Origin of the sequence: Streptomyces sp. NRRL S-350, from assembly GCF_000719705.1 — a bacterium.
In the GTDB taxonomy this organism is placed as follows: Bacteria; Actinomycetota; Actinomycetes; order Streptomycetales; family Streptomycetaceae; genus Kitasatospora.
The window spans coordinates 217,179-243,804 of record NZ_JOHO01000011.1 but is presented as its reverse complement, the minus strand read 5'-3'; the positions used below and the strand labels follow the sequence as shown (position 1 = coordinate 243,804).

Sequence of the window (26,626 nt, the reverse complement as noted above, 5' to 3'; positions counted from 1 at the left end):
CCCAGCCGAGAGAGATCGGAGCCCCATGCGATTCCCCAGCGACGCCCTGGCCGTCCTCACCGACCCGCGCACCGAGATCCGCGACGACCGGGTGCGCATCCCCTTCGAGCTCGACCGCCCCGTGTACGAGCAGGTGGACCGCGTCCTCAAGGAGATGGGCGGCCGCTGGGACAGCCGCACGGCGGTCCGAGCCCACGTCTTCCCGTACCGGGTCGAGGAGCACATGCGGCAGTGCCTCACGGCCGGCGAGTTCCCCACCCGCACCGAGCAGGGCTGGTTCCCGACCCCGCCGAGCCTGACCATGCAGATCTGCGACCTCGCCGGCGTCTACGCCGGGACGACCGTCCTGGAGCCCTCGGCCGGGTCGGGCGCCCTGACCGCCGAGCTCGCCAGGCGCGGCGCCCTGGTCGACGCCGTCGAGATCGACCCCGTGCGCGCCGACGTCCTCCGCCGGCAGGGCGACTGCCGGGCGGTGATCCGCGACGACTTCCTCTCCCTGGACCCACTGGACTACCCGGAGGGCTTCGACCGGATCGTGATGAACCCGCCCTTCGCCAGGGGCCTGGACCACATCAAGCACGCGATCGGGTTCATGAAGGACGACGGGATCCTGGTCTCCGTGATGTCCCAGGGCCTGATGTGGTGGAGCGACCGCGCCTCGGTCGAGTTCCGCGCGATGGTCGAGGAGGTCGGCGGCGAGATCGAGGCTCTGCCCGAGGACAGCTTCGCGGTCTGCGGGACGAACGTCCGGACCTGCCTGGTGTTCATCCCCGGGTACGCGGGCGGCCCGCTCCGCACCTACGACTGGCTCCAGCGCCAGCCGCTCCAGCTCGGCTTGTTCGGCATCGCCGCGTAAGCCGGTGACCTGCGGTTTTGCAGCGAACCCCCGGGGTCCTCCCGGAACCACAGGGCGGCTCAGGCGTTGGCCATAGTGGCTACCCACTACACCGCCACCCCGAACCGCGAAAGGCCCCAAGATGACCCCCCACCACCAGCAGCACCGAAAGGAACCGCCCAGCATGATCCTCAACCTCGCGACCTGCACCTACCAGGAGTACCGGCCCCCGATGGGCCTGGCGGTCCGGACCACGGTCGGAGGAGCCAGGTTCTTCACCGAGCCGGTCGCCGGCCACGCCCAGAGCATCACCCCGAGCCGCGACCTGGTCGACGCCGCCCGCAACGGCCTCCCGGCCGACGCCTACGAGCTCCAGTACCGGCGGATGCTCAACGCGACCGGCATCGACGCGATCCGCGCCGAGCTGGAGTTCATCGCCCGCCGGAGCGGGGCGGGCGACACCCCGCTCGTCCTGCTCTGCTTCGACGTGCTCAGCAAGCCCGGCAACTGGTGCCACCGGAACCAGTTTTCGCGGTGGTACGAGGAGGTCACCGGCGAGGTGATCCCCGAGCTGGGCGCCCAGCCCCGGCAGGCGCCCGCCGCGCCGCCCACCCTGTTCGATCTCTGACCGCCAGGCCGGGCCAGGGCACCCCCAAGCGGCGCCCCGGCCCGGCCGGCTTCCCTCACCCCACCCGACCCCGCACAGGAGGCCCAATGCCCGCCCACAGCCCCACCCAGCCCCCCGCCTACAACCTGCCCGACGGCGAGGCGATCGGCGCTGCGGTCGACGCCGTTCTCATCGAGGAGCAGGGCGACCGCCAGCGGCTGGGCCGCGTGATGCTCGTCGTCCTGGCCGCCGCGGTGCGCGACATCCTGACGAACTGCGAGCCCGGCGCCGGCTTCGACGCCGCGCACGCCGAGCTGGTCCAGGGCGCGGACGGCGAGCTGTCCCTGACCGGCCGCTACTGGACGGGCGGCTGGGAGGAGCTGACGTTCGCGACCACCCCGGGTGTCGAGGACGCCGAGGTGGGCCTGCACGACGTCACCGAGTGGACGCAGTACCTGGACGAGTCGACGGCGCCGACCTGGCGCCCGGTGTGCACCGCACTGCCCAGCCGGGGCGGCCGCCCCGCCTACCGGGTCGACCTGGGCCTCGCGGCGACCCTGCCGCTCGACTGACCGACCGCCAGACCAGCCGGCCGGGCCGGGGCGCGAGCCCCGGACCCGGCCGGACCCATAACCGGAGGAGAGACCGATGATCCAGACCCTGGTGTGCTGCAACGACCGCGACCGGTACCCGGCGATGGTGGACCCCGCCGACCAGCGCGACGGCTACGTGAAGCCCTGGTTCGACCTGGAGACCGTGCGCGAGATCGCGGCCGCCAGCCAGGAGGAGGCCGCCCGGTACGGGCACGGCTCGGTGGACACGGTGCACGTGCTGGACGGCGACGTGAGCGGCACCGCGCACGCGGTCGTGCTGGTCGTGTGCTGGATGTACCTCGGCGGCGAGCGCGCCGAGGAGGCCGCCGAGATCCTGCGGCCGAACGCGGACGGCCGGTACGCGGTCGGCGGCCACGAGTGGTGCTGGTACGCGACGGACGGCCTGTTCCCGCTGATCCCGTTCGAGCCGGAAGCCCTCTGACCTGCGGGTTCCTGGCGAACTCTTTGTCAAATTCATTTGGCCAAATGGGTTAGCCAGGGCCCCACGGGAAATGATCTTGGTAGCACCACAAACCACCACAGACCCCGACAGGAAGGACGCGCGATGCTCCCTGGCCAGCTGAACCTCGCGACCTGCACCTACCAGGAGTACCGGCTCACGATGGGCGTCCCCGTGCGCACCACGGCCGGGGCGGCCCGGTCCTTCTTCGAGCCGGTCGCCGGGCACGCCCGCACCCTCACCCCGAGCTGGGGGCTCCTCGCCGCGGACCTCGCCGAGGACGCCTACGAGCTCCGCTACCGCGACCAGCTCGACAAGGTCGGCGTCGCCAAGGTCCGCGCCGAACTGGAGGCCATCGGCGACGCGATCGGCGCCGGAGACACCCCGCTCGTCCTCCTGTGCTTCGACGTTCTGAGCAAGCCCGGCAACTTCTGCCACCGCCAGCACTTCGCGAGCTGGTGGACCGAGCGGACCGGCCAGCAGGTCCCCGAGCTCGGCGCCAAGCCGCGCATCCGCCGCCCCGCCCCCGCCCCGGCCCTCGCTCAGCCGGCCCTGTTCTGACCGACCGCCAGCCCCATCCAGCACAGCCCACCAGCAACCGCAGACCCCGACAGAGGAGAACGCCATGCACCTCACCCCCACCCGCCTCCTCCTGGACGGCGACCAGGTCGTGAACGCCGAAGTGGACCTCGACGCCCCCGACCGCGCTCACGCCTTCTCCCTGGCCGACGCCCGCGCCCTCGCCACCGCCACGCAGGCCCTCGCCGAGCGCGCCGGCCACGACGGCACCGTGACCGTCCACGTCCTCGGCGACGACAGCGGCAACGACCCCGCACCCCGCGACTTCGACGACGAGGACGAGGACGAGGACCCGTCCGTCCCGATGGCCGTCGTCATGGTCATCACCTGGGACCGCGCGGTCAATAGCCCGCGAGCCGCGACCCGCATCGTCACCCCGGACCGCACCGGCCGGTACTGGATCGGCAACCACTGGGCCTGGGAGACGGCGTCCTGGCAGTGCGCCTGCGGCCTGCGCGACGAGTGGCACACCGCCACCTGCGAGAACTGCGGCCGCGCCCGCGACGACCAGGCCGCGCCCGCCGACGCCACCGCCTGACCCCCACTCACCTCCGCCGACCGGGCGGGGCGGGAATCCCGCCCGGCCGGCCACCCACCACCGACCCCAGCAGGAGCGAACGATGACCTCCACCCGCTACCCCAACCGTGTCGCCACCCTCGTGACCCTCGACGGCCCCGACTTCCCGGCCATGGTCGACCCGACCAACCGGTGGAACGGCTGGCTGTCACCCTGCTTCGACCTGACCACCGTCCGCAAGCTCGCCAAGTTCCTCGACCAGCAGGCCGAGGAGTTCGGCCGCGACTGCGTCGACACCGTCCACATCGTCGAAGGCGGCACCAACCCGGACGGCACCCCGCGCGCGATCGTCACCAAGGTCTCCTGGCAGTACCTCCCCGACTCCGGCCCCGAGGAATGCACGGACATCATCGAGCCCGACGAGGACGGCCTGTACGGCATCGGCGGCTGGGAGTGGTGCTGGTACGCGGCGTCCTGGTGGTGCGTCGACTGCGACGACGGCACCGACTGGCACGAGACCCACTGCTCGGGCTGCGGCCAGCTCCGCGAGGACTGCGAGATGCCTGCCGACGAGAAGGCCGAGCAGTACGCCGCGAACCAGGCCGCCGAGCAGCAGGCCGCCGCACGGGCCGCGAAGCCCGAGCCCGCCGGCGACATCGACACCCGGGTGTGCATCGACACCGACGTCATCAGCGCACCGGCCCGGGTCACCCCGCCCGCCACCCGGAACAGTTACGTCAGCCCGCGCTTCACCCTGGACGCCGCTCGCCAGCTCGCGGCCGACACCGCCCGCCTGAACGAGCAGTACGGCGCGGGCACCTTCGATACCGTCCACGTCATCGACGGCGGCCTCGGCGGCGACGCCCTGGCCGTCGTGATGCTCGTCGGCTGGCAGCACTACGACGAGCGCGACCCGGAGCGCACGGTCGAGATCATCGCCCGCGACGCCGACGGCCTGTACGCCATCGGCGGCGGCAGCGGCTGGACCTGGTGCATCGAGACTTGGTCCTGCGACTGCGGCGCGTTCCCCGAGGCGCACGAGGCGCAGTGCCCGAAGTGCGGTGCCGAGCAGCACCCGGAGCCGGTCGAGCGCTGCAAGAACGGCCACGCCTACGACGAGGCGAACACCTACCGGCACAAGAGCCGCCGGACCTGCCGCACCTGCCGCCGCGAGCGCGACCGCGCCCGCCGCGCCGAGCGCCGCACCAGCGCCGCGGCCTGACCGAGCGCCAGGAGGCGGGCGGCGGGCACAATGCCCGCCGCCCGTTCGCCTGCGAGCCCCGAATCTTTCCTAAATCCATTTGGTCAAATGGGTTAGCTCAAATCCACTTGGGAATGATGGAAGTAGATCAACAACACACCAACCCACCAGCGAAGGAAGAACATGCGAGCCACCAGCGACAGCGCCCCGAGCCTCGGGGGCCTCCCCGAGAGGCTGCGCGGAAGCGTCGTCCAGACCAGCGCCGCGCGCCGCGGCTGACCTACCCTCACCACCCCCGCCGACCGGGCGGGGCGGGAATCCCGCCCGGCCGGCCAACCCACCACCGACCCCAGCGGGAAGAGAGCGAAACGATGGCAGCGATGCGGACGAAGTGGGCCGACCAGAACGAGCTCACGGTCCAAGACTGGTTCAGCGGGGCAGGCGGCTCGTCCCAGGGCATGCACGCGGTGCCCGGCCTGCGGGTGGCCCGCGCGGCGAACCACTGGAAGCAGGCCATCGACAGCCACGAGGCCAACTTCCCCGGCGTCGCCCACTACCGGGGCGACATCCGCAAGGCCCCGGTCTGGGCGTGGGAGATTACGGACCTGTTCTGGGCCTCCCCAGAGTGCACCAATTGGTCATCCGCCAAGGGCAAGAAGCGGGACTTCGACAAGGCGATGCAGGGTGACCTGCTGAGCCTGTACGCCGAGCAGGAGGCCGCGCTCCTCGACGAGAACGGGCAGCCGGTCGGCCCCACGAAGGAGGAGGAAGAGTCGCGGGCCCTGATGGAGGAGGTGCCGCTCTACCTGCGCGGGGTGATCGAGCGCGGCGGCCTGGTCAAGGCCGGAGTGGTCGAGAACGTGACGGACGTCAGGAGCTGGGTCGACTGGGACCAGTGGCTGAACGAGATCCGCAAGCTCGGCTACTTCGTGCGGGTCATCGCGCTGAACTCGATGCACGCCGACCCGCGCAGCGTGCACCGTGCCCCGCAGAGCCGCGACCGGCTGTACGTCGCGTACTGGCACAAGTCCCTTGGCCGCCACCCCGACTGGGACAAGTGGCTCCGCCCCAAGGCGTTCTGCGTCAACTGCGCCGAGTGGGTCGACTCGATGCAGGTGTTCAACAAGCCAGGCCAGGACATGGGCCGGTACCGCGCCAGCTACACCTACCGGTGCCCGAAGTCCTCGTGCGGCCAGGTCGTCGAGCCCGACGTCCTCCCGGCCGCCGCGGCGATCGACTGGGGGATCGAAGGAACGCCCATCGGTGACCGGCCGAAGTCCGAGGAGTGCCCGGAAGGGCTGGCCCCGAACACGATGGCCCGCATCCGGGCCGGGGTCGAGAAGTTCTGGCCGACCCCCGGCGGCCCGCTCGGGGACCAGCAGGGTGCGCTGTTCGGCGACGATCTGACCGGCGGCCAGCCGGGCCCGCTGCTCGTCCCGACCGGCGGCACCTGGCGGAACGGCGCCGCGAGCGTCTGCGACCCGATGGCGACCCGCACCACCCGCGAGAGCGACGGCCTGGTGATCCCGCCGCTGCTGATTCCCTGCGAGGGCCGCGACGGGAAGAAGGCGATGCGCCTGGACGACCCGCTGCGCACCCAGACGACCAGGCTGGAGACGGCCCTCGCCTACGCGCCGTTCATCATCCCGATGCGCGGCGGCGGCGACCTGGAGAAGGCCAGGCACATCCGGGAGCCGCTGCACACCGTGTCGGCCGGCGGCAACCACCACGGCTTGGTGACCTCCGCGTTCGTGATGCGGAACAACACCCCGAACGGCGATCCCGGTCAGATGTGCACCCCGGTCAGCGAGCCGCTGCGGACCCTGACCGCGGCGGGCCACCAGTCGCTGGTGACCCCCGGGGACGGCCTCCTCGTCCCGTACTACGGCAACGGCCGGGCCAAGCCGGTGAGCGAGCCGATGGGCACCCAGTCGACCCGCGACAGGTTCGCGTTCATCACCCCGGACGGCGAGTGGGACCTCTCGCGGGTCCTGTTCCGGATGCTCCAGCCCCACGAGATCGGCCGCGCGATGAGCTTCGCGGACGACTACATCGTGCTCGGCTCGAAGAGGGCCCGGGTCAAGCAGTACGGCAACGCGGTGACGCCCAACGTCGCCGAGATCTTGATGTGCGCCCTGACCGAGTGCATCACCGGCGAGGAGATCAGCCGGTACGCGCCGGGCCAGGGGCGCCCCTGGCTGGCCCTCGCGGCCTGACCCGCACCGGGCGTGGCCGGGCGGGAGTCCGGCTGCGCCCCCGGCTCCGGGTGAGGACAAATGCCCGCTGAGCTGCGATTTTCTGAAAATACCCGGCGTCACCCCGGTACTCCAGGGACGCCCCGGCGTTGAACATAGTGCCTACCCACTAAGACCGCCAGAGGAGAACCCGATGCGCATCACCACCGCCCTCATCGCCGCCAGCGAAGCGGCCTACGCCGCCGCGCTCCACGCCCGCGAAGCCCTGGCGACCGCCAGCGTCGCGATGATCGCCGAGGCCATCCGCGCCGAGCACCCCGGCGCGACCGGCATCACGATCCACGCCGCGAACGCGACGCTGACCGCCATCCACCAGGGCGGCGAGACCGTGTGGGCCCACGACCCCAAGGTCTTCAACCTGCTCGCCGACGACGTCCACCGCATGCTGGCCGACCTCCTGGGCTTCGTCCGGGACGGCGACGACGAGACCCTGTGCGACTTCGGCTGGGAGCAGGACGAGCACCAGGTGGAGGTGTTCACCGTCCCCCTGCCGACCGCGGCCTGACCGCCCCGGGCGCGGCCGGGCGGGAATCCGGCCGCGCCCCGACCCCCAAGCCACCAGCCAAGAGGAGAACCCGATGACCACCATCACCACCACCACCGCCGACGGCATCGACCTGGCCGTCAAGCTCACCAAGTACGGCCCGAACCGGCCCGGCCCGGCCCCGATCGAGACGGACGCCCTGTACGGCCGCGAGGGCTACCTGTTCACCGTGCCCGCCGACTTCCCGGCGGACGTCCCGCCGGCGGAGGACGCCACCGACTGGCAGGTGACCGTCTACCGGTCGTTCGGCGGCTGGGAGGTCCGGGACGTCGACGGCTTCAAGAAGGTGTGGGCCACCGGCCACACCCGGCGCAGCGCAGTCCGGAGCGCGGTCGCGGAGATCGCCCGCATCCGGCGGCGGAACGCCGCCAACCGCGTCCAGCAGGCCGCGGCCGCCGCCCCGGCCCCTGCCCAGGCGGAGGCCGACGACATCACCGGCAGCTACGAGTGGGCGTTCGAGGACGCGCAGCGCGCCCGCGAGGCCATGATGAAGGCCGGGCTCGCGATGATCGGCATGGCCGTCCGCGAGCAGTACCCGGACGCGACCGACATCACGGTCCGCACCAAGGGCCTGGCCCTGGCCGCCGTCCACCAGGGCACCGAGACCGTGTGGACGGAGCCCCAGGACGGCGCGTTCGACAAGCTCGCCTTCGACGCGAACGGCTACCTGACCGACACCCTGACCTTCGTCCGGACCGACGAGGAGATCCTGGGCGACTTCGGCTGGGAGGAGGAGGGGCGCGGCACTGGGGTGTTCACCGTCGCCCTGCCCGGCACCCCGCGCGCCGCGACCACCCGGCCGATCGCCGGGGCGCTCGAACTGCTCGGCGCGGTGGGCGTGCTGAGCGCGGTGCGCGCGGCCGTCGAGCTGCTGGGCTCCTACGGCGACCCGTACGACCAGCTCAGCAGCGCACAGGTCGGGCAGGTGACCAAGCTCGCCGGCCTGTTCGCCGACTACGACGGCGACCTCGACGGCCCGCTGCGCCTGGTCGGCGGGCTCGGAGTGCGCGGCGCGCTGCGCACGGCGGTCGAACTGTACGACACGGTCGGCGACCCGGACGGTGCGCTCACCGCCGAGCAGGTCGACCAGCTGGGACAGCTCGACGCGATGTTCGCCGCCGAGGAGAACGGCGACGAGGCCGCCGCGGCCTGACCGGCAGGTGCGCGGCCGACGGGCGCAAAAGCGTGGGAATCCGTCGGCCGCGCTGGTCGCGCCCGCCCCACCAGGTACCTCGACCCCAGGCGAACGCGACCCCCACAGCCTCCCACACGACCACCCAGAGAGGGATCACGATGCGCAGCACCTCCACCATCGCCCGGGCCGCCCAGGTCGTCACCGCCGCGTTCAACGTCGTCTTCGAAGACGACGCCCGGATCACCCTCGCGGTCATCGCCGAGCGCGGCGGCTTCGCCCAGGCCGTCGGCGAGCTCGGCCCCGAGTGGGAGGTCGGCTTCGACCGGCTGGAGCTCGGCCGGCTGCTCGACACGATCGCCACCGCGCTGGACGACGACGCGCCCGCCGTCGTGGCCGTGACCGTCCCGGACGTCAACGACGACGGCGCGCACGGCCTGTGGGCCTGGAACCTGGCGGACGGCACCGCGCTGACCAGCGACGAGGCCGACCGGCTGCTCGGCAAGGGCGACCGGTACACCGGCGGCGAGTACCCGTACCCGCTGTGCCCCGAGACGGTCACCGACCTGATCGCGACCTCGGTCGACGAGACCGCGCGGGAGGTGCTGGCCGCCTGCCTGGCGACCGCGGCCTGACCGCGCCGGGCGCGGCCGGGCGGGAATCCGGCCGCGCCCCGACCCCCACCCACCACCACGAAGGAGAGCCCGATGAGCACCACCGCCCAGACCCCCGCGACCGGCACCGCCGACCCCGGCGAGCGCGAGTTCGTCATCGTCGGCCGCGACGGCGCCGGCTACACCCTGTGGGACGCCGCGCCCGCTCCGACCGACCCGGTCCGGCGCGCGCGGGTCCTCGAGGAGCTCGGCGTCGAAGCGATGGACGCCCTCGGTCGCGTCGACACGGCCCGGGGCGCCACCGCCCGCGAGGCCGTCGACCGGCTGCTCGCCCGCCTGGGCCTCGCGCTGGCCCCCGACAGCGACCTGACCGCCTACCAGGCGAGCTGACCGACCGACAGCCGGGCCGGGGCCGTAAGGTCCCGGCCCCCACCCCGAAGGAGGAGCAGATGGCGCGACGAGTCATCCCCGGGCAGGCCGCGTTCGACCTGGTCGAGCTGCGCCCCGAGGTGCCGGACCTCGCCTCGTACCGGTGGATCATCGCGAACGTCAGTGGGGGCAAGGACTCGCAGGCGATGCTCGCGGAGCTGATGCTGCACGCCACGGCGGCCGGCGTCGCGGACCGGGTCGTGGTGGTGCACGCGGACCTCGGGATCGTCGAGTGGCCCGGGGTGCGGGAGCTCGCCGAGGAGCACGCCCGGCACTACGGCCTGCGGTTCGAGACGGTGCAGCGGGTCGGCTCCAACCTGATCGAGCGCGTCGAAGAACGCGGCATGTGGCCTTCGGCCGACAACAGGTGGTGTACATCGGATTTTAAGCGCGGGCCGATCCGGAAGCTGATCACCATGCTGGTGAACGAGGCCCGGGCCGCCGGCCACGTCGGCGTGGTCCGGATCCTCAACGTGATGGGCCTGCGCGCGGACGAGAGCGCCGCCCGGCGCAAGCTCGTGCCCTTCTGCCACGACGGCTCGAAGACCTGCCCGTGCGCGGAGTGCCAGCGGCGCCGGAAGGCCACCGAGGCCGCGAAGGAGGCCGCCAAGGCCGCCGAGGCCGCCGGGCTCAAACCGAAGAAGATCCCGGCCAAGGACCGGATGCAGCACGGTGCGTCGAACACCCTGCGGTGGGTGGACACCTGGCTGCCTATCCACGGCTGGTCAACGGCGGACGTCTGGGCCGCGATCTTCGTCGCGGGCACCCGCCCGCACCCCGCCTACAAGGCTGGGATGCCGCGCCTGAGCTGCGTGTTCTGCCTCGCCGGTGAGACCGAGGTCGTGACCCGGGCCGGGCTGCGCCCGATCGCGGAGCTCGCCGGCGGGCGACATGAGCTGCTGATCCCGAAGGTCACTCCGTACGGGCTGAGCGGGGCCGGATCGTTCAAGGAGGTGGAAGTCCGAGCGTTCGGCGTCCAGCGGCTGTGGCGCATCACGATGCACCGCGGGCGGCAGACCCGGATCGTCCACGCCACCGCCGAGCACCGGTGGCTGACCTGGGACCGGAAGCTGCGGCCGCCGAAGAAGGACGGCCGCCACAACGGCTACGAGGACGTGACGGTCGAGCTGGTCACCAGCGAGCTGACCCTGGGCACCAGGCTGCGCAGCGTGAAGGCGCAGTCGCTGGCCCAGGGCGGGGAAGTACCGTTCGCGGTCGCGCAGGGCTTCGTGTACGGCGACGGGACGAAGGGGTCGGGCGACCGCCCCGCATGCCTCGACATCCACCTGGCTGAGAAGGACGGTGCGATCCTGCCCTACTTCGCCGCGCACCGGCCCAAGCCGACCAGGCTGAACGGCAAGGACGCACTGAGGATCTACGGCCTGCCCCGGCTCTGGAAGGAAGGCCCGGACTTGCGGGAGTCCCGGTCGTTCCTGCTGTCCTGGCTCGCTGGCTACTTCGCGGCCGACGGAACCGTGACCGAGCACGGCTCCGCCCGGATGGCCTCGGCGAGCAAGGAGTCGATGCAGGTGATCCGGGATGTCGCCGCGGTGTGCGGCGTCGGGTACGGGCCGGTGAGGACGTCGATGCGGGTCGGGACGGGCAAGGCGGCCACGCCGCTCTACACGATCACGCTGGACGCCACCGACCTGCCGGACTGGTTCTGGAAGATCGACGCCCACCGCGACCGGATTGCCGAGAAGGCCACCGTCCGCGAAGCGCACGACAGGCTGTGGGTGGTCGACGAGGTGACCCCGACCGATCGGGTCGAGGAGGTGTACTGCGCGGTCGTCCCCGGCGCCCAGGCGTTCGCGCTGGCCGAGGACCTGATGACGGGCAACTGCGTGTTGGCCTCCCGGGCCGCGCTCGTGCGTGCCGCCCACCTGCAGCCCGCGCTGGCCGCCCGCTATGCCCTCGCGGAGGAGATGACCGGCCACCGCTTCCGCCTGGACGTGAGCATGGCCGAGATCATCGCCGAGGCCGCGACCGCACCCGCCCCGGCGGCCGGGATGGTGGTCGCCTGCTGGGAGGGTTGACCGGCGCCGAGCGCGGCGAAGGGCCAGGGTGGACCGAGCGCCCTGGCCCTTCGGCCTTCTCCAGCTCCCGCGCCGCCCGACTGCCCAGAAGGTCCGGCCCGGATCGGAGGGGTGAAGCCCCCGCAAGGCCCCTCCGGCACGTCTAAGAGTGCCACCCCCCGATGCCCTCCCCCCTCCCACGACCCGCCCGACAGGCCGCCACAGGGCCCGCCGGACACGCTCCGTACGTGATCCGTTACCGGCCCCACCGTCCGATGTGTCATCATCTGTCCTGTCCGGCTGAGCGTGCAGCGTCGCAGCCGGGCGTGCGCCGGTAGTGCAGTGTGAGCACGCTCGCCTTCCAGGTTGAGAGGCCCAGGTTCAAATCCTGGCTGGCGCTCCCCAGCGAAGCCCCCGCCCCGCGGCGGGGGCTTCGCCCGTTCCGGGCCGCGGCGACCGGCGCCGGGCGTCCACGATCGTCCGGAACCGTCCAGGACTGTCCAGTAACGTCCGCCCACGTCTGATGTGTCATCATTCCTGGCCGCGCGGGCCGGTGCAGGTCAGCCGCTGGCCGGCGCCCTTCCCCAGGCGCACCAGGAGGCCGACGTGTTCCGTGGCTCGATCCCCGCCCCGCTCCGCTCGATCATCTACGAGCACGCCGGCGAGTGGCCCGGGGAGGACATCTACGTCGGCTGCTCCGGCAACTTCACGATCGAGCGGGTGCTCCACTCCCGCTTCGGCGACGCCCGCCGCGTCCACGGCAACGACATCCAGGCGTACTCGTGCTCCCTCGGCTGGTTCCTCGCCGGGCAGCCGCTGGAGTTCACGCTGCGCCCCGAGTACGAGGACGAGCTGGGCTGGCTCCACCCGTACCTGGATGACCGCACCGACCTGATGGCGACGCTGATGCTCGGCACCCGCTTCCTCCAGTTCGTCGGCAAGGAGGGCGCCTACTACCGGCGGATGATGGCCGCGACGCAGGACCAGTGGCCCCGGATGCACGAGAAGACCGCCACCAAGCTCAAGGGCTTGCAGACGAAGCTCGGCGGGTTCTTCGCCGGCGACGTCCGCGACTACCTCGACCAGGAGGTGCCGCCCGAGGCGCCGGTGGTGATGTTCCCGCCGTTCTACTCGGGCGACTACCAGGCCCAGTTCGCCCCGATCGACGCCGCGTTCGCCTGGCCCGAGCCGACGTTCGGCGACCTCACCGAGGAAGGCAAGGAGCGGATCATCGAGCAGGTCCAGGACCGGCCGCACTGGGTCCTCGGCCTGCACATCGAACGCCCGGAGCTGCGCCCGCAGCTCGCCGGCGTCGTCCAGACCGCCAACCGCGGCCTGCCGATCTACGTGTACGCCGCCTCCGGACCCCGCCGGATCGTCCGGCCCCACCAGCCCATCGAGACGATCAAGATGCCGAAGATCGGCCAGGACGAGGAACTGGGCGAGCGGATGGCCCTGCACGTCCTGACCGGCGGCCAGTTCGCCGCGATCCGCTCGCAGTTCATGTCCAAGAGCATCCTGCCCGGCAGCCCGCTGCTCGCCTGCGGCGTCTCCGTCGACGGCAAGCTGATCGGCGCGTTCGCCTACCTGCCGCCGAAGTTCGACCCGAACTGCGCCTACCTGATGTCCGACTTCCCGGTGTCGTGGTCGCGGTACCGGCGCCTGGCCAAGCTGATCGTCATGGCCGCCTCCACAAAGGAGGCGCAGCTCCTCGTTCAGCGGTCCCTGTCCAAGCGGATCGACGCCTGGTCCACCACGGCGTTCACCGACCGGCCCAACTCGGCGAAGTACGGCCGCGGCATCCCCGGCGTGAAGCTCCAGAAGCGCACCCAGGCCAGCGCGAAGGACCCCGGCGACGGCATCCACGCCTACCAGCTGCAGTACGGCGGCCCCCTCGGCACCTACGACCTCGACGGCGCCCTCGACCTGTGGAAGCGCAAGCACGGAAAGGACCTCAACCGATGACGATCAAGCCCCGCCTGGTCCGCCGCGACCCGCGGCTCCTCACCCGCCTCCAGGTGAACGCGCACTACCAGACGAAGGAGGAGTTCGACCGGCTGGTGGCCAACGTCAAGGCCGACGGCTGCCTGACCAGCGTCCCCCTGATCTACGGCGGCGCCGGCGAGTACGAGGAAGGCCGCGAGCTCGTCCTGTCCGGCAACCACCGCTGCGACGCCTCGGTGGCCGCCGGCCTCGAAGAGATCGACGTCATGCTGATCTCCGACCCGCAGCACAAGGACGAGCTGATCGCCCGCCAGCTCTCCCACAACGCCATCACCGGCAAGGACGACCCGGCGACCCTCAAGCAGCTGTACGACGCCATCGAGGACGTCGACTGGCGGGCCTACTCCGGCCTGGACGACGACGTGCTCCAGCTCCTCGCCGAAGTCTCCCCCGAGGGCCTGTCGGAGGCGAACCTCGACTTCGCCACCGTGAGCCTCGTGTTCCTGCCGTCCGAGCTCGAAGCGGCCCGCGAAGCCTTCGACCTCGCCCGCCTCAGCCAGAACGTCTCCTGGCTCGCCGCCCGGGCCGACTACGCCCAGACCCTCGACACGCTCGCCTCCACGCACGCCGCCCACAAGGTGGGCAACGTCGCGACCGCGCTCCACGCCATCCTCGCGATCGTCGAGCAGCACCTCACCGACTTGCAGGCCGGCTACCAGACCCCCGCCTGGGAAGCGCTGCACAACGGGCAGGTCGGCCTGGAGACCGTCATCGGAGCCCGCCACCTCCCCGCCACCGCCGCCGTCACGCTGAACAAGGCGATCGCCGCAGCGGAGGGACGCGGCGAGATCCCGCAGGGCAAGGGCTACCTGCTGCTGGAGCGCCTGGCCGGCGAGTACCTGTCCGGCAGCAACTGGGAGCCCAGCACGGTGCCCGCCCAGCCCGACGCCCCCGCCCCGCAGGGTGACGCCCAGCCATGAGCACCGCACAGCCGATCACCCTGACCGCCACCCTGGACCCCTGGGAGCGTCAGCCCGGAGAGTCAGCCCGCAAACACGGGCAATTCGTCACGTACCGGGACCTCGGCCGCGCCCGCACCCTGGTGAAGGCTGCGGAGAAGCTGACACTCGCGCCCGGGCACGTGAGGAACGTCGCGGCGGAGTTCCGCTGGCGCGAGCGCGTCGAGGCGTGGGACCGGCACCTGGACCGGCTCTACGAGGCGACGTGGCTGGAGGAGCGGCGCAAGGCCGCCGAGTCGGACGCGAAGATCTTGGGCGCAGCGATCGGCAAGCTGGCGCAGCGCCTGGGCACCCTGCGGGCCGACGACCTGAGCCCCGGGGACTTCATCCGCCTGCTGGACGTGACCATGCGCCAGCGCCGGGTGCTGTTCGGCGATCCGACGGAGACCATCGCCATCACCGGCGGCCAGGGCGGGAACCCGCTGGCGGCGCAGCTCGCGGCGTTCGCGCAGATGCCGGAGGAGCAGCGCCGCAAGCAGCTCTCGGATCTCGCCGAGTCCGTGAACCGCCGGCTCGCCGCGATCGACGGCGCCGATGACGAGGACGACCAGGTCGCGGCCGTCGGTGGCGGCCAGGCCGACGAGGACGACGAGGAGACGTACCCGGCCGGGCCGGACGGCGACGACGAGGACCAGGGCGCCGAGTGAGGACACGGGACGCCGCCGACGGGCTGGAGCATCTGGACGACGCCACGGTGCTCCAGCGGCTGGAGGCCGCGAAGAGGGCGATGAGCCGGGACCTGCTGCGCGACCCGGTCACCCTGGCACGCGGCCTCGACCCGACGTTCCGGATGCGCCCGCACCTGCGGCTGATCGGCGATGCGCTGGCCGGCGTCACCCGGGGTGAATACGACAGGTTGATGATCTTCACGCCGCCCCAGGTCGGCAAATCGACGTCGGTCGGTGAGTGGTTCCCGTTCTGGTGGCTGTGCCTGTACCCGGCGGACGCGGTCGTGGTGACGTCGTACGGCGACGACCTGGCGCTCAAGCGCGGCAAGACGATCAGGTCGTACGTCGAGGAGTACGGCGACGAGTACGACCTGCGGATGAAGGCCGGGTCCGGGGCGATGCAGGACTGGTCGGTGACTCTCGGCGGCGGCGTCCGCTCGGTGTCGGTCGGCAAGGGCCTGACCGGCCACAGCGCGAACCTGCTGATCATCGACGACCCGCACAAGGATCGCGCCGACGCGGAGAGCGAGGCGTCCCGCACCGCCCTGCACGACTGGTACTCGTCCACGGCCCTCAAGCGCTTGCAGCCGGACCGGAACGCGGTCGTCGGGATCCAGACCCGCTGGCACCCGGACGACTGGGCTGGGCGGCGCCTGGAGGACGAGGGGCGGCTGGAGGACGGCGGCCGGTGGAAGGTCATCCACCTGCCCGCGATCGCGAATCCGAGCAAGTTCGGGCCGGACCCGCTCGGGCGCCGCGACGGCGACCCGCTGCCGCACCCGAAGATCCGCACCAGGGACCGGCGGGCGCTGCTGGCCTGGTGGGCGGACATGAAGAAGACGTCGATCGTCCGGGACTGGCACTCGCTCGCGCAGGGCGACCCGCAGCCGGCCGAAGGCGCGCTGGTGTCGTGGGAGCTGCTGCGGCTGATCCGCGACCACGGCAGCGGGGTGACGCCGCAGAAGATCGCGGTGTCGATCGACCCGTCCGGCGGCGGCCGGGACACCGCGGGCGTCGTCGCCGGGTTCCTCGGCGACGACAAGCGGGTGTGGATCACGCACGACGTGTCGGCGCCGATGTCGTCGGCCGCGTGGTCCACCGCGGCGTGCAAGCTCGCCCACGAGCAGAACGCCTCGATCATCTACGTGGAGTGGAACTTCGGCCGGGACATGGCCGTCCTGGCGATCTCGAACTCGTGGGAGGCGTTGCAGCGGGCCGGGGAGATCCCGGAGACCGAGCTGATGCCGGCGATCCTGCCCGTCCGCGCGAAGCAGGGGAAGCTGCTCAGGGCGGAGCCGGTGGCGCAGCTGATGGTGCAGGACCGGGTGCGGCTGCGTGGGGTGTTCACCGACCTGGAGAAGGAGTGGGCGACGTGGATGCCGACCGACCCGGACTCGCCGGGCCGGATCGACGCCTCGTGCGTCCTGGCGTACGGCCTGATCCCGGAGGCCAACAAGGGCGCGATCGTGCACGCGCCGCTGCCGACCGCCCCGCAGCCGACCGGCAGCGGGCAGCAGAGCCCGGCGGCGGGCCTGTACGGGCGGCGGATCGGCCGGTGACGGGCGGCCGGGGCGCACCCCAGCCCCGGCCCGCGCCTCGCTGCGCCCCCCGGTGCCTGGCTCAACCCCGGGGTGCCGCCCCGCCTGCCGAAGGAGACTGACCGCATGACCGAACACGACAAGACCACCGACCCGACGTGGGCGTACTTCGGGCCCATCCCCGGGCCGGTGACGAAGACCGGGCCGGACGGCAAGACGTACCGCCGCCGCTGGGCCCTCACCGGCAGCAGGCCGACTGTCGCCGGGAACGCGCAGTTCGAGTCGGCGTACGTCCTCGACGACGGCACGGCGGACGGCGAGGTCGTCCACGAGTGGCACGAGGCGGACGGCATGCTCCCGGCCTACCTGTCCGTCACCGGCTGGACGTACTGGTCCTGCCACCTGGCGTACGAGCGGCTGTGGAAGGAGCGGCAGGAGGCCGCGGCGGCGTCCCGGTGACGGCGCTAGGGTCGGCGGCCCGCCCGGGCCTGGAGCGTCTTGGCCGGCTGACCGGGGACGGCGGCCACCGAGTGCGGATCAATCTCGGCGCTTCCCATGGGCACTGGCGTCAAGCCGACCGCCGTCCCCGGAGGCGGGAAGCATAGCGGTCGGCCGGACGCGGCTGTACTCGCTGCGCCCGGCCGGTCACACTGCGGATGTGAAGCTGCCCCGGGTGAAGTGCCCAAGTTGCCCCAAGGACGTCGCGGTTGGGCCGGTCGCCGGACGACCGTCCAAGGGCCGGCTGTGGCGGCACGACGCCCCGGACGAGCGCCGGGTCGGCGGCGTGCTGGTGTCCTGCAAGGAGTCGCTGGAGATCATCGACATGCCGGGCCCCGGGGCGCAGCTGGAGATCCCCGGTGTCGAGCCCGAGCCGGACGAGCCGACGTCCCTGTTCTGACGTCCGATCACGCCCGAATTGCAGCGTGATCGTTCGTTTCTGACGGGATTTCGCTGTTTGCCCTACGATGCCCCCTCGTTTTCGGAGGAACCCGACCCGAGGGGCGAACCCCATGCTGAACCTGGCCGAGCTGGGAGTGCTCGGTTTCGCCTGCTACCGCGGCACCCAGCTGATCGTCCATGACACGATCCTCGACCCGCTCCGGGACCAGGTCATCGACTGGCGCGTGAAGAAGCCCGAGTCGAACGTCCGGGACCTGCTGCTCACCCTGATCTCCTGCGTCTACTGCACCGGATGGTGGGTGGCCGGCTTCCTGCTCGCCACCTACCTGCTCGCCTCCGGCCAGTGGGCGCAGGCCCCCGTTCTCGTCCACGGCATCGAGTGGCTGGCCGTCGCCGGCGCCGGGGTGGTCATCAATCGCTGGGACGACACCCGGAACGACCAGTGAGCGCCCCCACGCGCAAGCCCAGGCCCAAGGCCGAGCCGAAGCGGGCGCCGGTCCCGGTCCGCGTCGAGTCCATGTCGCTGACGGCTGCCGCGGCCCGCTACACCGGCCGGAAGATCAGCCGGGCCAAGCCCGTCGACCAGTCGTGGCAGCTGGCGGCCTGGAGCTACTACCGCACCGTGCCCGAGGTGCGGTTCGCCGGGCGCTGGATGGGCAACGCGATGTCCGGCGTCACCCTGTATGCGGGCTACCGGGCCGACGACGGCTCGATCGAGCGGCTGCCCCCCGAGCACCCGGCCAGCCAGTACGTCGCGCAGATCGCGGGCGGGCCCGACGGCCAGGCCGAGCTGATGGGCAAGTTCGGGCCGCACCTGACGGTCGCCGGCGAGGGCTGGGTCATCATCCTGCCCGCCCCCGAAAGCGCCTCGGTCCAGGACCCGGCGGACCTGTGGCGGGTGCTGTCCGTCAAGGAGGTCCAGCAGCAGTCCGGGAAGCTGACCGCGATCATCGACGGCGAGCCGGTGGAGATCCCGCCCGCCGACCCCGAGGGCCCGCTGGACGACTCGATCCCGGCCGCGATCCGCGTGTGGGAGCCCAGCCCGGACGTCTACCTGGAAGCGGACTCGGCGGTCCGCTCCAGCCTCGACCAGCTCGAATCGCTGGCGCTGCTGAACGCGGCGGTGAAGGCCATCGCGCGCAGCCGGATCACCGGCCGCGGCATCCTGCTGGTGCCGAAGGGCACCCGCTTCCCGACAGCGCCCGGCCAGGCCGCCGCCGAGGACGACCTGATCGAAGTCCTGATGGTGATCGCCGAGACGGCGATCAAGGACCCGGAGAGCGCCGCCGCCACGGTGCCGATCGTGCTGGAGGTCCCGGCCGAGACGATCCCCGAGTTCAAGCTGATCCGCTTCGACAGCGACTTCGACGAACTCGCGATCAAGCTGCGCGACGAGGAGATCCGCCGCTTCGCCACCGGCCTGGAGATCCCCGCCGAGGTGGTCTTGGGGCTCGGCGACGTCAACCACTGGGGCCAGTGGGCTCTGACCTCCGAGGCGATCCGCCTGGGAGTGGAGCCGAAGGCCAAGACGGTCTGCCGCGCGTTCACCACGCAGTGGCTGCGCCCGCTCCTGGAAGCCGACGGCGTCGAGGACGCCGGGCGCTGCCTGGTCTGGTACGACTCCAGCCCGCTGCGGGTGCGCACCAACCGGTCTGAGACCGCGTTGAAGCTGTTCGAGCTCGGCGCGATCTCGGCGGCGGCGCTGCGCCGCGAGACCGGCTTCGACGAGGACGACGCCCCCAACGCCGACGAGATCGCGGCCCGGTCCAAGCAGCCGCAGGACCAGCCGCAGGACCAGGTGCAGGAGAAGGCATCCGGGCCGCTGCCCGTCGACGAAACCACCGCCGAGCCGGACACCCTGCCCGCCTCCGCCGCGACCACCGCGGCGGACATCGACCTCGCCGGGCTCCTCGCCGCCGCCGACGGCCTGATCTGGGGCGCACTGTCGGCCGCCGGCGAGAAGCTGCTCCGCACCCCGGCCTGCCCCCGCTCCGAACGCGCCCAGGCCCGCGAGACGACCCCGGCGGCCCTTCACGCGCTGCTGGCCGTCGACGCCGACCAGATCGACCAGTGGCGGCTCCTCGCCGGGGCGTGGGTGCGCGTCCCCGAGATCGCCAACCGGTACGGCGTCGACCCGGAGTGCCTGACCGCGAGCCTGGACGACTACTGCCGCGAGCTGATCGCCGCCGGCGTCGCCCACAGCTACGACGTCGTCCCGGCCGCGATCGCCACGTGCGCACCCCTGGCGGTGGCCGCGTGAGCGCCCGCCGCCAGGCCATGGCCGCCGTGGTCACCACCGGAACGCCGTGGGAGCTGTGGTGTTCCGGCTGCCGGGCCTTCACCCTGCTGGCCGCCGAGCTGCTGCTCCTCGCGCCCGACGGGGTGTCGGTCCTCGACGTCGTCCAGTGGTGCGAGGTCTGCGACGACCTAGACCACCCGCCCCGCCCGAGGAGGACCGACCGTGCCTGACCGCCCGCCCGAGCAGCTGCACCGCGTTGGGCTGTGCCCGCACTGCGGCGGCCTGGAAGCCACCGTCCTCCAGCGGGTCCCCGGCCTCCACTCGCTGACCATCCACACCGGCCTCGGCACGCAGACCCTCGTCCCGTCTGCGATGTACATCGGCCCGATCCCGGAGCCCTGCCCCGAAGCTGTCCTGGAGGCCCCCGTTGGCGAGTGAGCCCGAGGAGCCGGCCCTCGAAGTCGGCTTGGAGTGGCGGCACCACACCGGCCAGCTGTGCGCGGCGTGCGAGACGGACTCGCTGGACCTCGTCACCGTCGACGTCAGCCTGGGAGACGAGAAGAAGCCCGCCGGAGGGTTCGCGGTGTGCCTGAACTGCGGCGCGACCCCGCACCCCACGATGGAGGTCCCCCGTGGCCAGTGACCGCGAACTGGACCAGGCCGAGCAGCAGATCGCCGACGCCGTCGCCCAGGCGCTCGCCGAGGTCGCCGACGAGTTCGCCGCCGAGCTGCGGAACGCGACGGAGATCGTCGCCGCCCGCTTCTCGGTCTCGCGGATCGCCCGGATGTGGCGCAGCAGGGTCGGCGGCATCATGCGGCGCCTCCTCGGCACCGCGGAGACCGCCGCGAACGACGCCGCCGACTCGGTCGACGCCGAGCTACCCGCTGGCTGGGACGACCTGCCCGGCCGGTACGACGACGGCCGGGCCCTGCCCCGCTCGCTGGGCGACTACGTCACCGTCACCGAGCGGCTGCTGAACTCGGTCGGCGACCGCCTGGCCGCCGCTGCCGCCCGGGACCTGGCCGAAGGCGTCGCCGCCGGTGAGGACGTCGACCAGCTGCGCGCCCGCCTGCGGGAGACCTTCGCCCGCGAGGGGGCGCAGCTCGGCGACGCCCGCGAAGAGCGGATCGCCCGCACCGAGGCCACCCGGGCCTGGAACACCGCGACGGAGGCAGCCGGCCGGGACCTGACCGGCCCGGACCGGCCCCTCGTCAAGCAGTGGATCACCCGCCACGACGAGCGCGTGCGCGACGCCCACCAGGAGACGGACGGTCAGATCCAGCTGCTCGGCGAGCCGTTCACCGTCGGCGGCGTCAGCATGGCCGTCCCCGGCGACCCGACCGCCCCGCCCGACCTCACGATCAACTGCCGGTGCCGGATTGCTTTGGCACCGCAGCCCCGCACGGCCGCCTTCGAAGTTCAGGAGCCCCCTCGGGCGGCGTTTTCAGATCGAAGGGAAACCGATGTGGACCCGGACGTGACCGCTGCCGCCGACGGCAGCCACCTGAGCGGCGCGATGATCGCCCTGATGCCCACCGCGGCCGACGCCGAACGCCTGGCGTTCCCCGGCGGCGAGGACGTCGGCGAGCTGCACCTGACCCTCGCGTTCCTCGGCGAAGGCGCCGACTGGACCCCGGAGCAGCGCAACGAGCTGATCGCCGAGGTCCGCGCCTTCGCCAAGACGGTCGGCGGCACGATCGCCGGCCGCGCCTTCGGCGTGAACCACTGGAACCCGGGGTCGGCCTCCCCGTCGTGGGTGTGGGCCGTCGGCGACGACCGCGACCGCCCGGCCGGCGCCCCCGTGCTGGAGGACGCCCACGACGCCGCCCTGATGGCGTTGGAAGGCACCCACGACCATCCGGAGCTGCCCGTCCAGCACTCGCCCTGGGCGCCGCACGTGTGCGGGATCTACAGCCCCGAGGGCTGGCCGCTCCAGGAGATGACCGACCGGCTCGGCCCGGTCACCTTCGACCGGCTCCGCGTCGCCTTCGCGGGCGAGTACGCCGACATCCCGCTCGGCACCACCGAGGAGGAAACACCGATGGAACCCGCAGACGCCACGGCCGCCGGAATCGAGACCCGCGGCTGGTCCACCCCGGACGACACCGCGTTGGCGTTCGAGAACGAACAGACGGGCGATGGCAGGGTCTTCGCGAAGGGCTCGCTCTACTGGTCCGACGGCCCGTGGCCGCTCCAGTACGCGGAGCAGATGCTCGGCGGCCACGAGGGCGCCGAGCTGATCGGCTCCATCCAGGAGCTGAACCGCACCGGCGACCGGATCGGCGGCAGCGGGGTCCTCTACCCGGCTCGCCCGGCCGCCGCCGACGCGGTGCTGCTCCTCGACGAGGGCGCCCCGCTCGGCGTCAGCGTCGACCTGGACGACGCCGAGGTCGAGTTCGTCGACCGCACCTACAACCCGGCCGACCAGGTCGCGGAGGAGGACGACGGCTGGTACGGCCTGGCCGCCTCCGCGCGCCTCGCCCACGCGAGCTTCCTGCGGCTCGACGACGGCTCGTGGGCGATCACCGCCACCGCGGCCGGCGACTGGACCGCCTCCGGCGTCACCATGTCCCGGACGCAGCACCAGGTGCAGCTCATCACCGGCCCGGACGGGAGGATCAGCGGCGACGCGCTGCGCGCGGCGTTCGGCGGGACCGGCGTCCTCACCCGCCCGACCGGGGAGCCGATCACCGCCTCGGACGTCGAGCTGATGCAGATTCCGCTCCAGGAGGAGCGGGCCCGCACCGCGGCGGCCGGCGACCCCGACACCGACGAGGGCCTGGTCATCCACTCCGAGAAGTCCGGGGACTTCCTGATCCGGGTGACCCGGGCGCGGCTGCGCGGTGCGACCCTCGTCGCGATGCCCGCCTACAACCGGGCCCGGATCGTCCTGGACCCGGTCGGAGAGCTGGCGGCGTCCGCCGTCGGCGACCTGGCCCTGCCGGTCCACGACGACCCCGAGGCCCGCTGGGACGGCCCGGGTGCGCAGAAGCGGATCCTGGCCTACGCGACCGGCGACGACGGCGCGGTGGACCCGAAGAAGCTCGCCGCCGGGTTCCTGTGGCGCGACGACGAGGCGGACCCGGCGACCGCCAGCGCGTACAAGCTGCCGTTCGCGGACGTCTTCGACGGTGAGCTCCACATCGTCCCGGCCGGGGTCTACGCGGTCGCGTCGGTGCTCCAGGGCGGCATGGGCGGCGTCGACCTGCCGGAGAAGGACAGCGACGCCGTCAAGGCCAACGTGGAGAAGCTGTACGCGCGGATCGCCGAGGAGGTCGACGGCGCCCCGGACGCGCCGCCGTGGGTCGAGGAGGAGACCGCTTCGGCCACCGCGGCGGCGGACGACAGCGGCGTCCACGACCAGGTCGTGGTGTTCGTGTGCTCCTCGCCGGTGCCGGTCGGCGCGAGCGACGTCGCGAAGGCCCTGGGCCTGCTGGTGTCCACCGTCCGCAACCACCTCGCCCAGGCCGTCGAGTCCGGCCGGCTGGTGCGCCTGGCGCGCGGCGTCTACGTCGGCCCGTCCAGCCACCCGGAGGGCCCCGTCACCGCGTCCGCCGACATCTCCGACGAGGACCTGGTGGCGTCGGCGTGGACCGCGTTGCAGGGGCTCCCGCCGATGCCCGCTGCCTGGTTCGTCGAGCCGACCGTGGAGGAGCTGCCGCCCGGGTCCGGCGGCGTCCACTACGCGAACGGCCGGATCTACGGCTGGGTCGCGCAGGCCGGAGAGCCGCACGCGGGCATCCCGGGGAAGAAGGTGACGATCGAATCGCTCGGCGAGATCGACCTGAGCCACTTCCTGCGGAAGAAGTTCCCGCTGGACGACGGCGGCAGCGTGAAGGCCGGTGCGCTAACCATGAACGTCGGCCACCACCGCGACGGCGCCGAGTGCGAGACCGCGAGCTGCCAGTTCGACGACACCCGGACCGTGGCGGGGATCGTGACCGTCGGCATGAACGAGCGGGGCATGTGGTTCAGCGGCGCGGCCGGGCCGTGGCTGTCCGACTGGGACCGTCTGGTGTTCGCCGCGTGCCAGCCCAGCTACCACCTGCGGCAGAAGCGGCGGGGCGGCCAGTGGGAGCTGCGCGCGGTGCTGTCCGTGCCGGTGCCCGGGCACTCCTCGCCGCTGCTGGCGTCCGCCGTCGCCGAGCGCTCGAACCTCGCCCTCGCGGCCTCCGCCGTCCTCGCGGACACGGCGGACACCGTGTCCGGACACGTCCCGGACATCCCGGCGGACGTGTCCGCCATCGCCGAGGACATCCACCCTGACCTGGGCGGACACCGTCCGGACACCGTGTCCGGACACGGGGCGGACACGTACGTGTCCGTGTCCGTCGAGGACGTCGCCGAAGTCGTCGCCGCGGCCATGTCCGACCCCGGATTCGTCGACCGTCTCGCCGAGGCCATGGAGCAGCGCCAGGCGGCCCGCGCCGAGGTCGCCGAGCTGGCCGCCGCGCTCGCCCCGATTCGCCAGAAGACCACCGCCGGCATGTCCGGCACCACCGAGAACGGAGTTTGACCATGGCCTGCGGATGCAACAAGGGCGGCAGCAGCAACCAGTGGGAGGTCGTCGCCGACGGCGGCAACGGCAAGGTCCTCTTCCCGGGCGGCACCCAGGCGACGGCGAAGGCGGTCGCGCTCCGCTACCCGGGGAGCATCGCCCGGCCGAAGGGCAGCACGGAGATCGCCCCGAAGACGGCCTGACCGTCGCGGCCCGCGCCGCGCACCTGCTTGACAGGAGCCGCCCCCGGAACCCGGGGGCGGCTACTATTTCCGGGAGCGCTGCTGGTTTTGGGCCGGGCCATCTCTCCGACTGATCTGGAGACACGGCCGATGGACCCGTTCGAGCTCCCCGAGAGCTACAGCGCGCTGACCGACGACGAGCTCGGCGCACTCCTGGACGCGGCGGTCGCCGCGTTCGACTCCCGCTCCAACAGCACCAGCATCAGCCAGGACGACCTGGCCGAGATGCGCGCCATCGCGGCGGCCGTCAACGACATCCGCGCCGAGCAGGCGTCCCGGCTGGACGCGGCGCAGCAGGCCGCCGCCGAGATCGATGCTCTCGCCGCCCAGGTGCGCGGCCAGGCTGAGGAGCCCGCCGCCCAGGTCGAGCCGGAGGCCGAGACGGAAACCGAGGCGACCGCGTCCGACGAGCCCGAGCCGGAGCCGGAAGCGGCGGCGACCGCGGCCGCGACCCCGCCGGCGAGGCCCCGTCTGAACCTCAGTGCGGTCCGCGCGGGCCAGCGCCGCGTCCTCCCCGAGGAGAACAAGCCGGCGACCCGCATCACCGCGTCGGTCGACGTCCCCGGCCACAAGCCGGGCAGCACCATCAACTTCGACGACCTGACCGCAGGTGTCATCGCCCGCGCGAACGCCCTCAAGACCATCAACGGCGGCAGCAGCCAGGTCGCCAGCTACTCGCACCCGTACCCGGACGAGCTGATCGTCACCGACGCCGGCTCCATCCCGGAGGGCACCTCGGTGACCCTCACCGCCTCCAACCAGCGGCGCCTGCCGAAGGGGGACTTGGTCGCGTCCGGCGGCTGGTGCGCGGTGTCGGAGATGGTCTACGACATCGCCGACGTGGCCTGCCCCGACATGCTGTGGGACCTGCCGGAGACGCAGCTCGCCAGGGGCGGTATCCGCTACTACAAGCCGCCGACGCTGGACGTCGCCGCGATGACCTGGGTGCACACCGAGGCCGACGACATCGCGGGCGCCACGAAGCCGTGCTTCAAGATCCCGTGCCCGCAGCCGCTGGAAGTCCGCTGCGAGGCGGTCGGGATCTGCCTGGAAGCGGGCATCCTGACGCAGCGGCACTTCCCGGAGCTCGTCGCCTGGTACCTGCGCAACCAGATGGTCGCGCACGAGATCCGCATCAAGCAGGAGCTGTTCGAGCAGGCCGTGGCCACCGCGACCTCGGTCGCACTGACCGCGACGATGGGCACCGTCTCGGCGCTGCACGGCGCCGTCGCCCTCACCGCGGCGGACATGATCGAGCGTCACTCGCTCTGCGAAGGAACCGCGCTCGAGGTCGTGTTCCCGTGGTGGAGCAGGAACATGATGTTGGCCGACCTGGCGCGCCGGAACGGCGTCGGGCTGGACCAGGTCGACATCGGCATGGTCCAGGACCTGTACACGCCGCTCGGCACCCGGATCCAGTGGGCGCGCGGTCTGACCCCGGCGCAGCCGGGTGAGATCGGCGGCGCGACGCCGGCCACCGCGTGGCCCGACGAGGTCAGCTTCCTGATCTACCCCGCTGGTTCTCTCCAGGCTGGACGTGGCGCGGAGATCAACCTCGGCGTGGTCCACGACTCCGTGAAGTTCAGCAAGAACGACTACACGGCGACCTTCAGCGAGGAGTGCGTCGCTCTCGTGGACAGGTCGGTCGACACCCGCCTCGTCACCGTGCCGGTCTGCGCCGACGGCTCGACCGGTGCGCAGAAGACCCTGTCCTGCCCCGTCGCCTGACGGCCCCGCACGCGGTGCGCCCGGGCCCGGCTCTGCTCCGTGCCGGGACCGGGCGCACCGTCCTGACG

At 72.4% G+C, this 26,626-nt stretch carries 27 protein-coding genes and 1 tRNA gene; all 28 read left to right on the top strand.

Annotated features, from left to right (window positions below; all coding sequences use genetic code 11):
• Positions 1-25: 25 nt before the first annotated feature.
• Positions 26-856 (top strand): RsmD family RNA methyltransferase, encoded by an 831-nt coding sequence (locus IF30_RS0113605; RefSeq protein ID WP_030236847.1) that lies wholly within the window; start codon positions 26-28, stop codon positions 854-856.
• 163 nt (positions 857-1,019) lie between these two features.
• The gene (locus IF30_RS0113600) at positions 1,020-1,463 is read left to right on the top strand and encodes a hypothetical protein (RefSeq protein ID WP_030236844.1); all 444 of its coding nucleotides are present in this window, start codon (positions 1,020-1,022) and stop codon (positions 1,461-1,463) included.
• Between the two features lie 86 nt (positions 1,464-1,549).
• Entirely contained in the window at positions 1,550-2,014 is a 465-nt protein-coding gene (locus IF30_RS0113595; RefSeq protein ID WP_030236842.1) for a hypothetical protein, read from the top strand.
• 76 nt (positions 2,015-2,090) lie between these two features.
• Entirely contained in the window at positions 2,091-2,477 is a 387-nt protein-coding gene (locus IF30_RS0113590; protein WP_030236839.1) for a hypothetical protein, read from the top strand.
• 123 nt (positions 2,478-2,600) lie between these two features.
• Positions 2,601-3,056: a hypothetical protein gene (locus IF30_RS0113585; protein WP_030236836.1), complete on the top strand. Its 456-nt coding sequence runs from the start codon at positions 2,601-2,603 to the stop codon at positions 3,054-3,056.
• 64 nt (positions 3,057-3,120) lie between these two features.
• Positions 3,121-3,612: a hypothetical protein gene (locus tag IF30_RS0113580; protein ID WP_030236833.1), complete on the top strand. Its 492-nt coding sequence runs from the start codon at positions 3,121-3,123 to the stop codon at positions 3,610-3,612.
• 82 nt (positions 3,613-3,694) lie between these two features.
• On the top strand, positions 3,695-4,813 hold the full coding sequence (locus IF30_RS0113575; protein ID WP_030236830.1) for a hypothetical protein: 1,119 nt from the start codon (positions 3,695-3,697) through the stop codon (positions 4,811-4,813).
• Between the two features lie 359 nt (positions 4,814-5,172).
• On the top strand, positions 5,173-7,008 hold the full coding sequence (locus tag IF30_RS0113565; RefSeq protein ID WP_030236827.1) for a DNA cytosine methyltransferase: 1,836 nt from the start codon (positions 5,173-5,175) through the stop codon (positions 7,006-7,008).
• Between the two features lie 172 nt (positions 7,009-7,180).
• A complete protein-coding gene (locus IF30_RS0113560) occupies positions 7,181-7,552 on the top strand; it encodes a hypothetical protein (RefSeq protein ID WP_030236825.1) in 372 nt (123 codons plus the stop codon).
• A 73-nt stretch (positions 7,553-7,625) separates the two neighbouring features.
• Positions 7,626-8,744: a hypothetical protein gene (locus IF30_RS0113555; protein WP_030236824.1), complete on the top strand. Its 1,119-nt coding sequence runs from the start codon at positions 7,626-7,628 to the stop codon at positions 8,742-8,744.
• Between the two features lie 140 nt (positions 8,745-8,884).
• On the top strand, positions 8,885-9,358 hold the full coding sequence (locus IF30_RS0113550; protein ID WP_030236820.1) for a hypothetical protein: 474 nt from the start codon (positions 8,885-8,887) through the stop codon (positions 9,356-9,358).
• Positions 9,359-9,430: 72 nt separating this feature from the next.
• Positions 9,431-9,727, top strand: a complete 297-nt coding sequence (locus IF30_RS0113545) for a hypothetical protein (RefSeq protein WP_030236817.1) — start codon at positions 9,431-9,433, stop codon at positions 9,725-9,727.
• 59 nt (positions 9,728-9,786) lie between these two features.
• Entirely contained in the window at positions 9,787-11,802 is a 2,016-nt protein-coding gene (locus tag IF30_RS49265) for a phosphoadenosine phosphosulfate reductase family protein (protein ID WP_051710157.1), read from the top strand.
• A 307-nt stretch (positions 11,803-12,109) separates the two neighbouring features.
• Positions 12,110-12,181: transfer RNA gene (locus IF30_RS0113535), tRNA-Gly, on the top strand.
• Positions 12,182-12,387: 206 nt separating this feature from the next.
• Positions 12,388-13,746, top strand: coding sequence for a hypothetical protein (locus IF30_RS0113530; protein ID WP_030236812.1), 1,359 nt, complete (start codon positions 12,388-12,390; stop codon positions 13,744-13,746).
• A complete protein-coding gene (locus IF30_RS0113525; RefSeq protein WP_051710154.1) occupies positions 13,743-14,705 on the top strand; it encodes a ParB N-terminal domain-containing protein in 963 nt (320 codons plus the stop codon). The genes IF30_RS0113530 and IF30_RS0113525 overlap by 4 nt, the downstream gene beginning before the upstream one ends.
• Positions 14,702-15,391 (top strand): hypothetical protein, encoded by a 690-nt coding sequence (locus tag IF30_RS0113520; protein WP_030236806.1) that lies wholly within the window; start codon positions 14,702-14,704, stop codon positions 15,389-15,391. Before IF30_RS0113525 ends, IF30_RS0113520 begins: the two co-directional genes overlap by 4 nt.
• Complete coding sequence (locus IF30_RS0113515; protein WP_051710152.1) at positions 15,388-16,971, top strand: hypothetical protein; 1,584 nt, start codon at positions 15,388-15,390, stop codon at positions 16,969-16,971. The genes IF30_RS0113520 and IF30_RS0113515 overlap by 4 nt, the downstream gene beginning before the upstream one ends.
• 105 nt (positions 16,972-17,076) lie before the next feature.
• Positions 17,077-17,409, top strand: a complete 333-nt coding sequence (locus tag IF30_RS0113510) for a hypothetical protein (RefSeq protein ID WP_030236801.1) — start codon at positions 17,077-17,079, stop codon at positions 17,407-17,409.
• 199 nt (positions 17,410-17,608) lie between these two features.
• A complete protein-coding gene (locus IF30_RS0113505) occupies positions 17,609-17,848 on the top strand; it encodes a hypothetical protein (protein ID WP_030236798.1) in 240 nt (79 codons plus the stop codon).
• 112 nt (positions 17,849-17,960) lie between these two features.
• The gene (locus IF30_RS0113500) at positions 17,961-18,296 is read left to right on the top strand and encodes a DUF1360 domain-containing protein (protein ID WP_030236795.1); all 336 of its coding nucleotides are present in this window, start codon (positions 17,961-17,963) and stop codon (positions 18,294-18,296) included.
• Complete coding sequence (locus IF30_RS0113495) at positions 18,293-20,110, top strand: hypothetical protein (protein ID WP_234322698.1); 1,818 nt, start codon at positions 18,293-18,295, stop codon at positions 20,108-20,110. Before IF30_RS0113500 ends, IF30_RS0113495 begins: the two co-directional genes overlap by 4 nt.
• Entirely contained in the window at positions 20,107-20,319 is a 213-nt protein-coding gene (locus tag IF30_RS0113490; protein WP_030236790.1) for a hypothetical protein, read from the top strand. Before IF30_RS0113495 ends, IF30_RS0113490 begins: the two co-directional genes overlap by 4 nt.
• Positions 20,312-20,527, top strand: coding sequence for a hypothetical protein (locus IF30_RS0113485; protein WP_030236788.1), 216 nt, complete (start codon positions 20,312-20,314; stop codon positions 20,525-20,527). The genes IF30_RS0113490 and IF30_RS0113485 overlap by 8 nt, the downstream gene beginning before the upstream one ends.
• Positions 20,517-20,732 carry a hypothetical protein gene (locus IF30_RS0113480; RefSeq protein ID WP_030236787.1) on the top strand — a complete coding sequence of 72 codons (216 nt, stop codon included), beginning with the start codon at positions 20,517-20,519 and terminating at the stop codon, positions 20,730-20,732. Before IF30_RS0113485 ends, IF30_RS0113480 begins: the two co-directional genes overlap by 11 nt.
• Positions 20,722-24,606, top strand: coding sequence for a phage minor head protein (locus tag IF30_RS43485; protein WP_030236786.1), 3,885 nt, complete (start codon positions 20,722-20,724; stop codon positions 24,604-24,606). The genes IF30_RS0113480 and IF30_RS43485 overlap by 11 nt, the downstream gene beginning before the upstream one ends.
• A 2-nt stretch (positions 24,607-24,608) precedes the next feature.
• On the top strand, positions 24,609-24,791 hold the full coding sequence (locus IF30_RS0113470; protein WP_030236785.1) for a hypothetical protein: 183 nt from the start codon (positions 24,609-24,611) through the stop codon (positions 24,789-24,791).
• Between the two features lie 129 nt (positions 24,792-24,920).
• Positions 24,921-26,558 (top strand): major capsid protein, encoded by a 1,638-nt coding sequence (locus IF30_RS0113465; protein ID WP_030236783.1) that lies wholly within the window; start codon positions 24,921-24,923, stop codon positions 26,556-26,558.
• Positions 26,559-26,626: the final 68 nt, after the last annotated feature.

Coding starts and splice junctions, on each gene's coding strand:
- IF30_RS0113605 (WP_030236847.1), top strand. CDS start 26: ATGCGATTCCCCAGCGACGCCCTGGCCGTCCTCACCGACCCGCGCACC.
- IF30_RS0113600 (WP_030236844.1), top strand. CDS start 1,020: ATGATCCTCAACCTCGCGACCTGCACCTACCAGGAGTACCGGCCCCCG.
- IF30_RS0113595 (WP_030236842.1), top strand. CDS start 1,550: ATGCCCGCCCACAGCCCCACCCAGCCCCCCGCCTACAACCTGCCCGAC.
- IF30_RS0113590 (WP_030236839.1), top strand. CDS start 2,091: ATGATCCAGACCCTGGTGTGCTGCAACGACCGCGACCGGTACCCGGCG.
- IF30_RS0113585 (WP_030236836.1), top strand. CDS start 2,601: ATGCTCCCTGGCCAGCTGAACCTCGCGACCTGCACCTACCAGGAGTAC.
- IF30_RS0113580 (WP_030236833.1), top strand. CDS start 3,121: ATGCACCTCACCCCCACCCGCCTCCTCCTGGACGGCGACCAGGTCGTG.
- IF30_RS0113575 (WP_030236830.1), top strand. CDS start 3,695: ATGACCTCCACCCGCTACCCCAACCGTGTCGCCACCCTCGTGACCCTC.
- IF30_RS0113565 (WP_030236827.1), top strand. CDS start 5,173: ATGCGGACGAAGTGGGCCGACCAGAACGAGCTCACGGTCCAAGACTGG.
- IF30_RS0113560 (WP_030236825.1), top strand. CDS start 7,181: ATGCGCATCACCACCGCCCTCATCGCCGCCAGCGAAGCGGCCTACGCC.
- IF30_RS0113555 (WP_030236824.1), top strand. CDS start 7,626: ATGACCACCATCACCACCACCACCGCCGACGGCATCGACCTGGCCGTC.
- IF30_RS0113550 (WP_030236820.1), top strand. CDS start 8,885: ATGCGCAGCACCTCCACCATCGCCCGGGCCGCCCAGGTCGTCACCGCC.
- IF30_RS0113545 (WP_030236817.1), top strand. CDS start 9,431: ATGAGCACCACCGCCCAGACCCCCGCGACCGGCACCGCCGACCCCGGC.
- IF30_RS49265 (WP_051710157.1), top strand. CDS start 9,787: ATGGCGCGACGAGTCATCCCCGGGCAGGCCGCGTTCGACCTGGTCGAG.
- IF30_RS0113525 (WP_051710154.1), top strand. CDS start 13,743: ATGACGATCAAGCCCCGCCTGGTCCGCCGCGACCCGCGGCTCCTCACC.
- IF30_RS0113520 (WP_030236806.1), top strand. CDS start 14,702: ATGAGCACCGCACAGCCGATCACCCTGACCGCCACCCTGGACCCCTGG.
- IF30_RS0113510 (WP_030236801.1), top strand. CDS start 17,077: ATGACCGAACACGACAAGACCACCGACCCGACGTGGGCGTACTTCGGG.
- IF30_RS0113500 (WP_030236795.1), top strand. CDS start 17,961: ATGCTGAACCTGGCCGAGCTGGGAGTGCTCGGTTTCGCCTGCTACCGC.
- IF30_RS0113470 (WP_030236785.1), top strand. CDS start 24,609: ATGGCCTGCGGATGCAACAAGGGCGGCAGCAGCAACCAGTGGGAGGTC.
- IF30_RS0113465 (WP_030236783.1), top strand. CDS start 24,921: ATGGACCCGTTCGAGCTCCCCGAGAGCTACAGCGCGCTGACCGACGAC.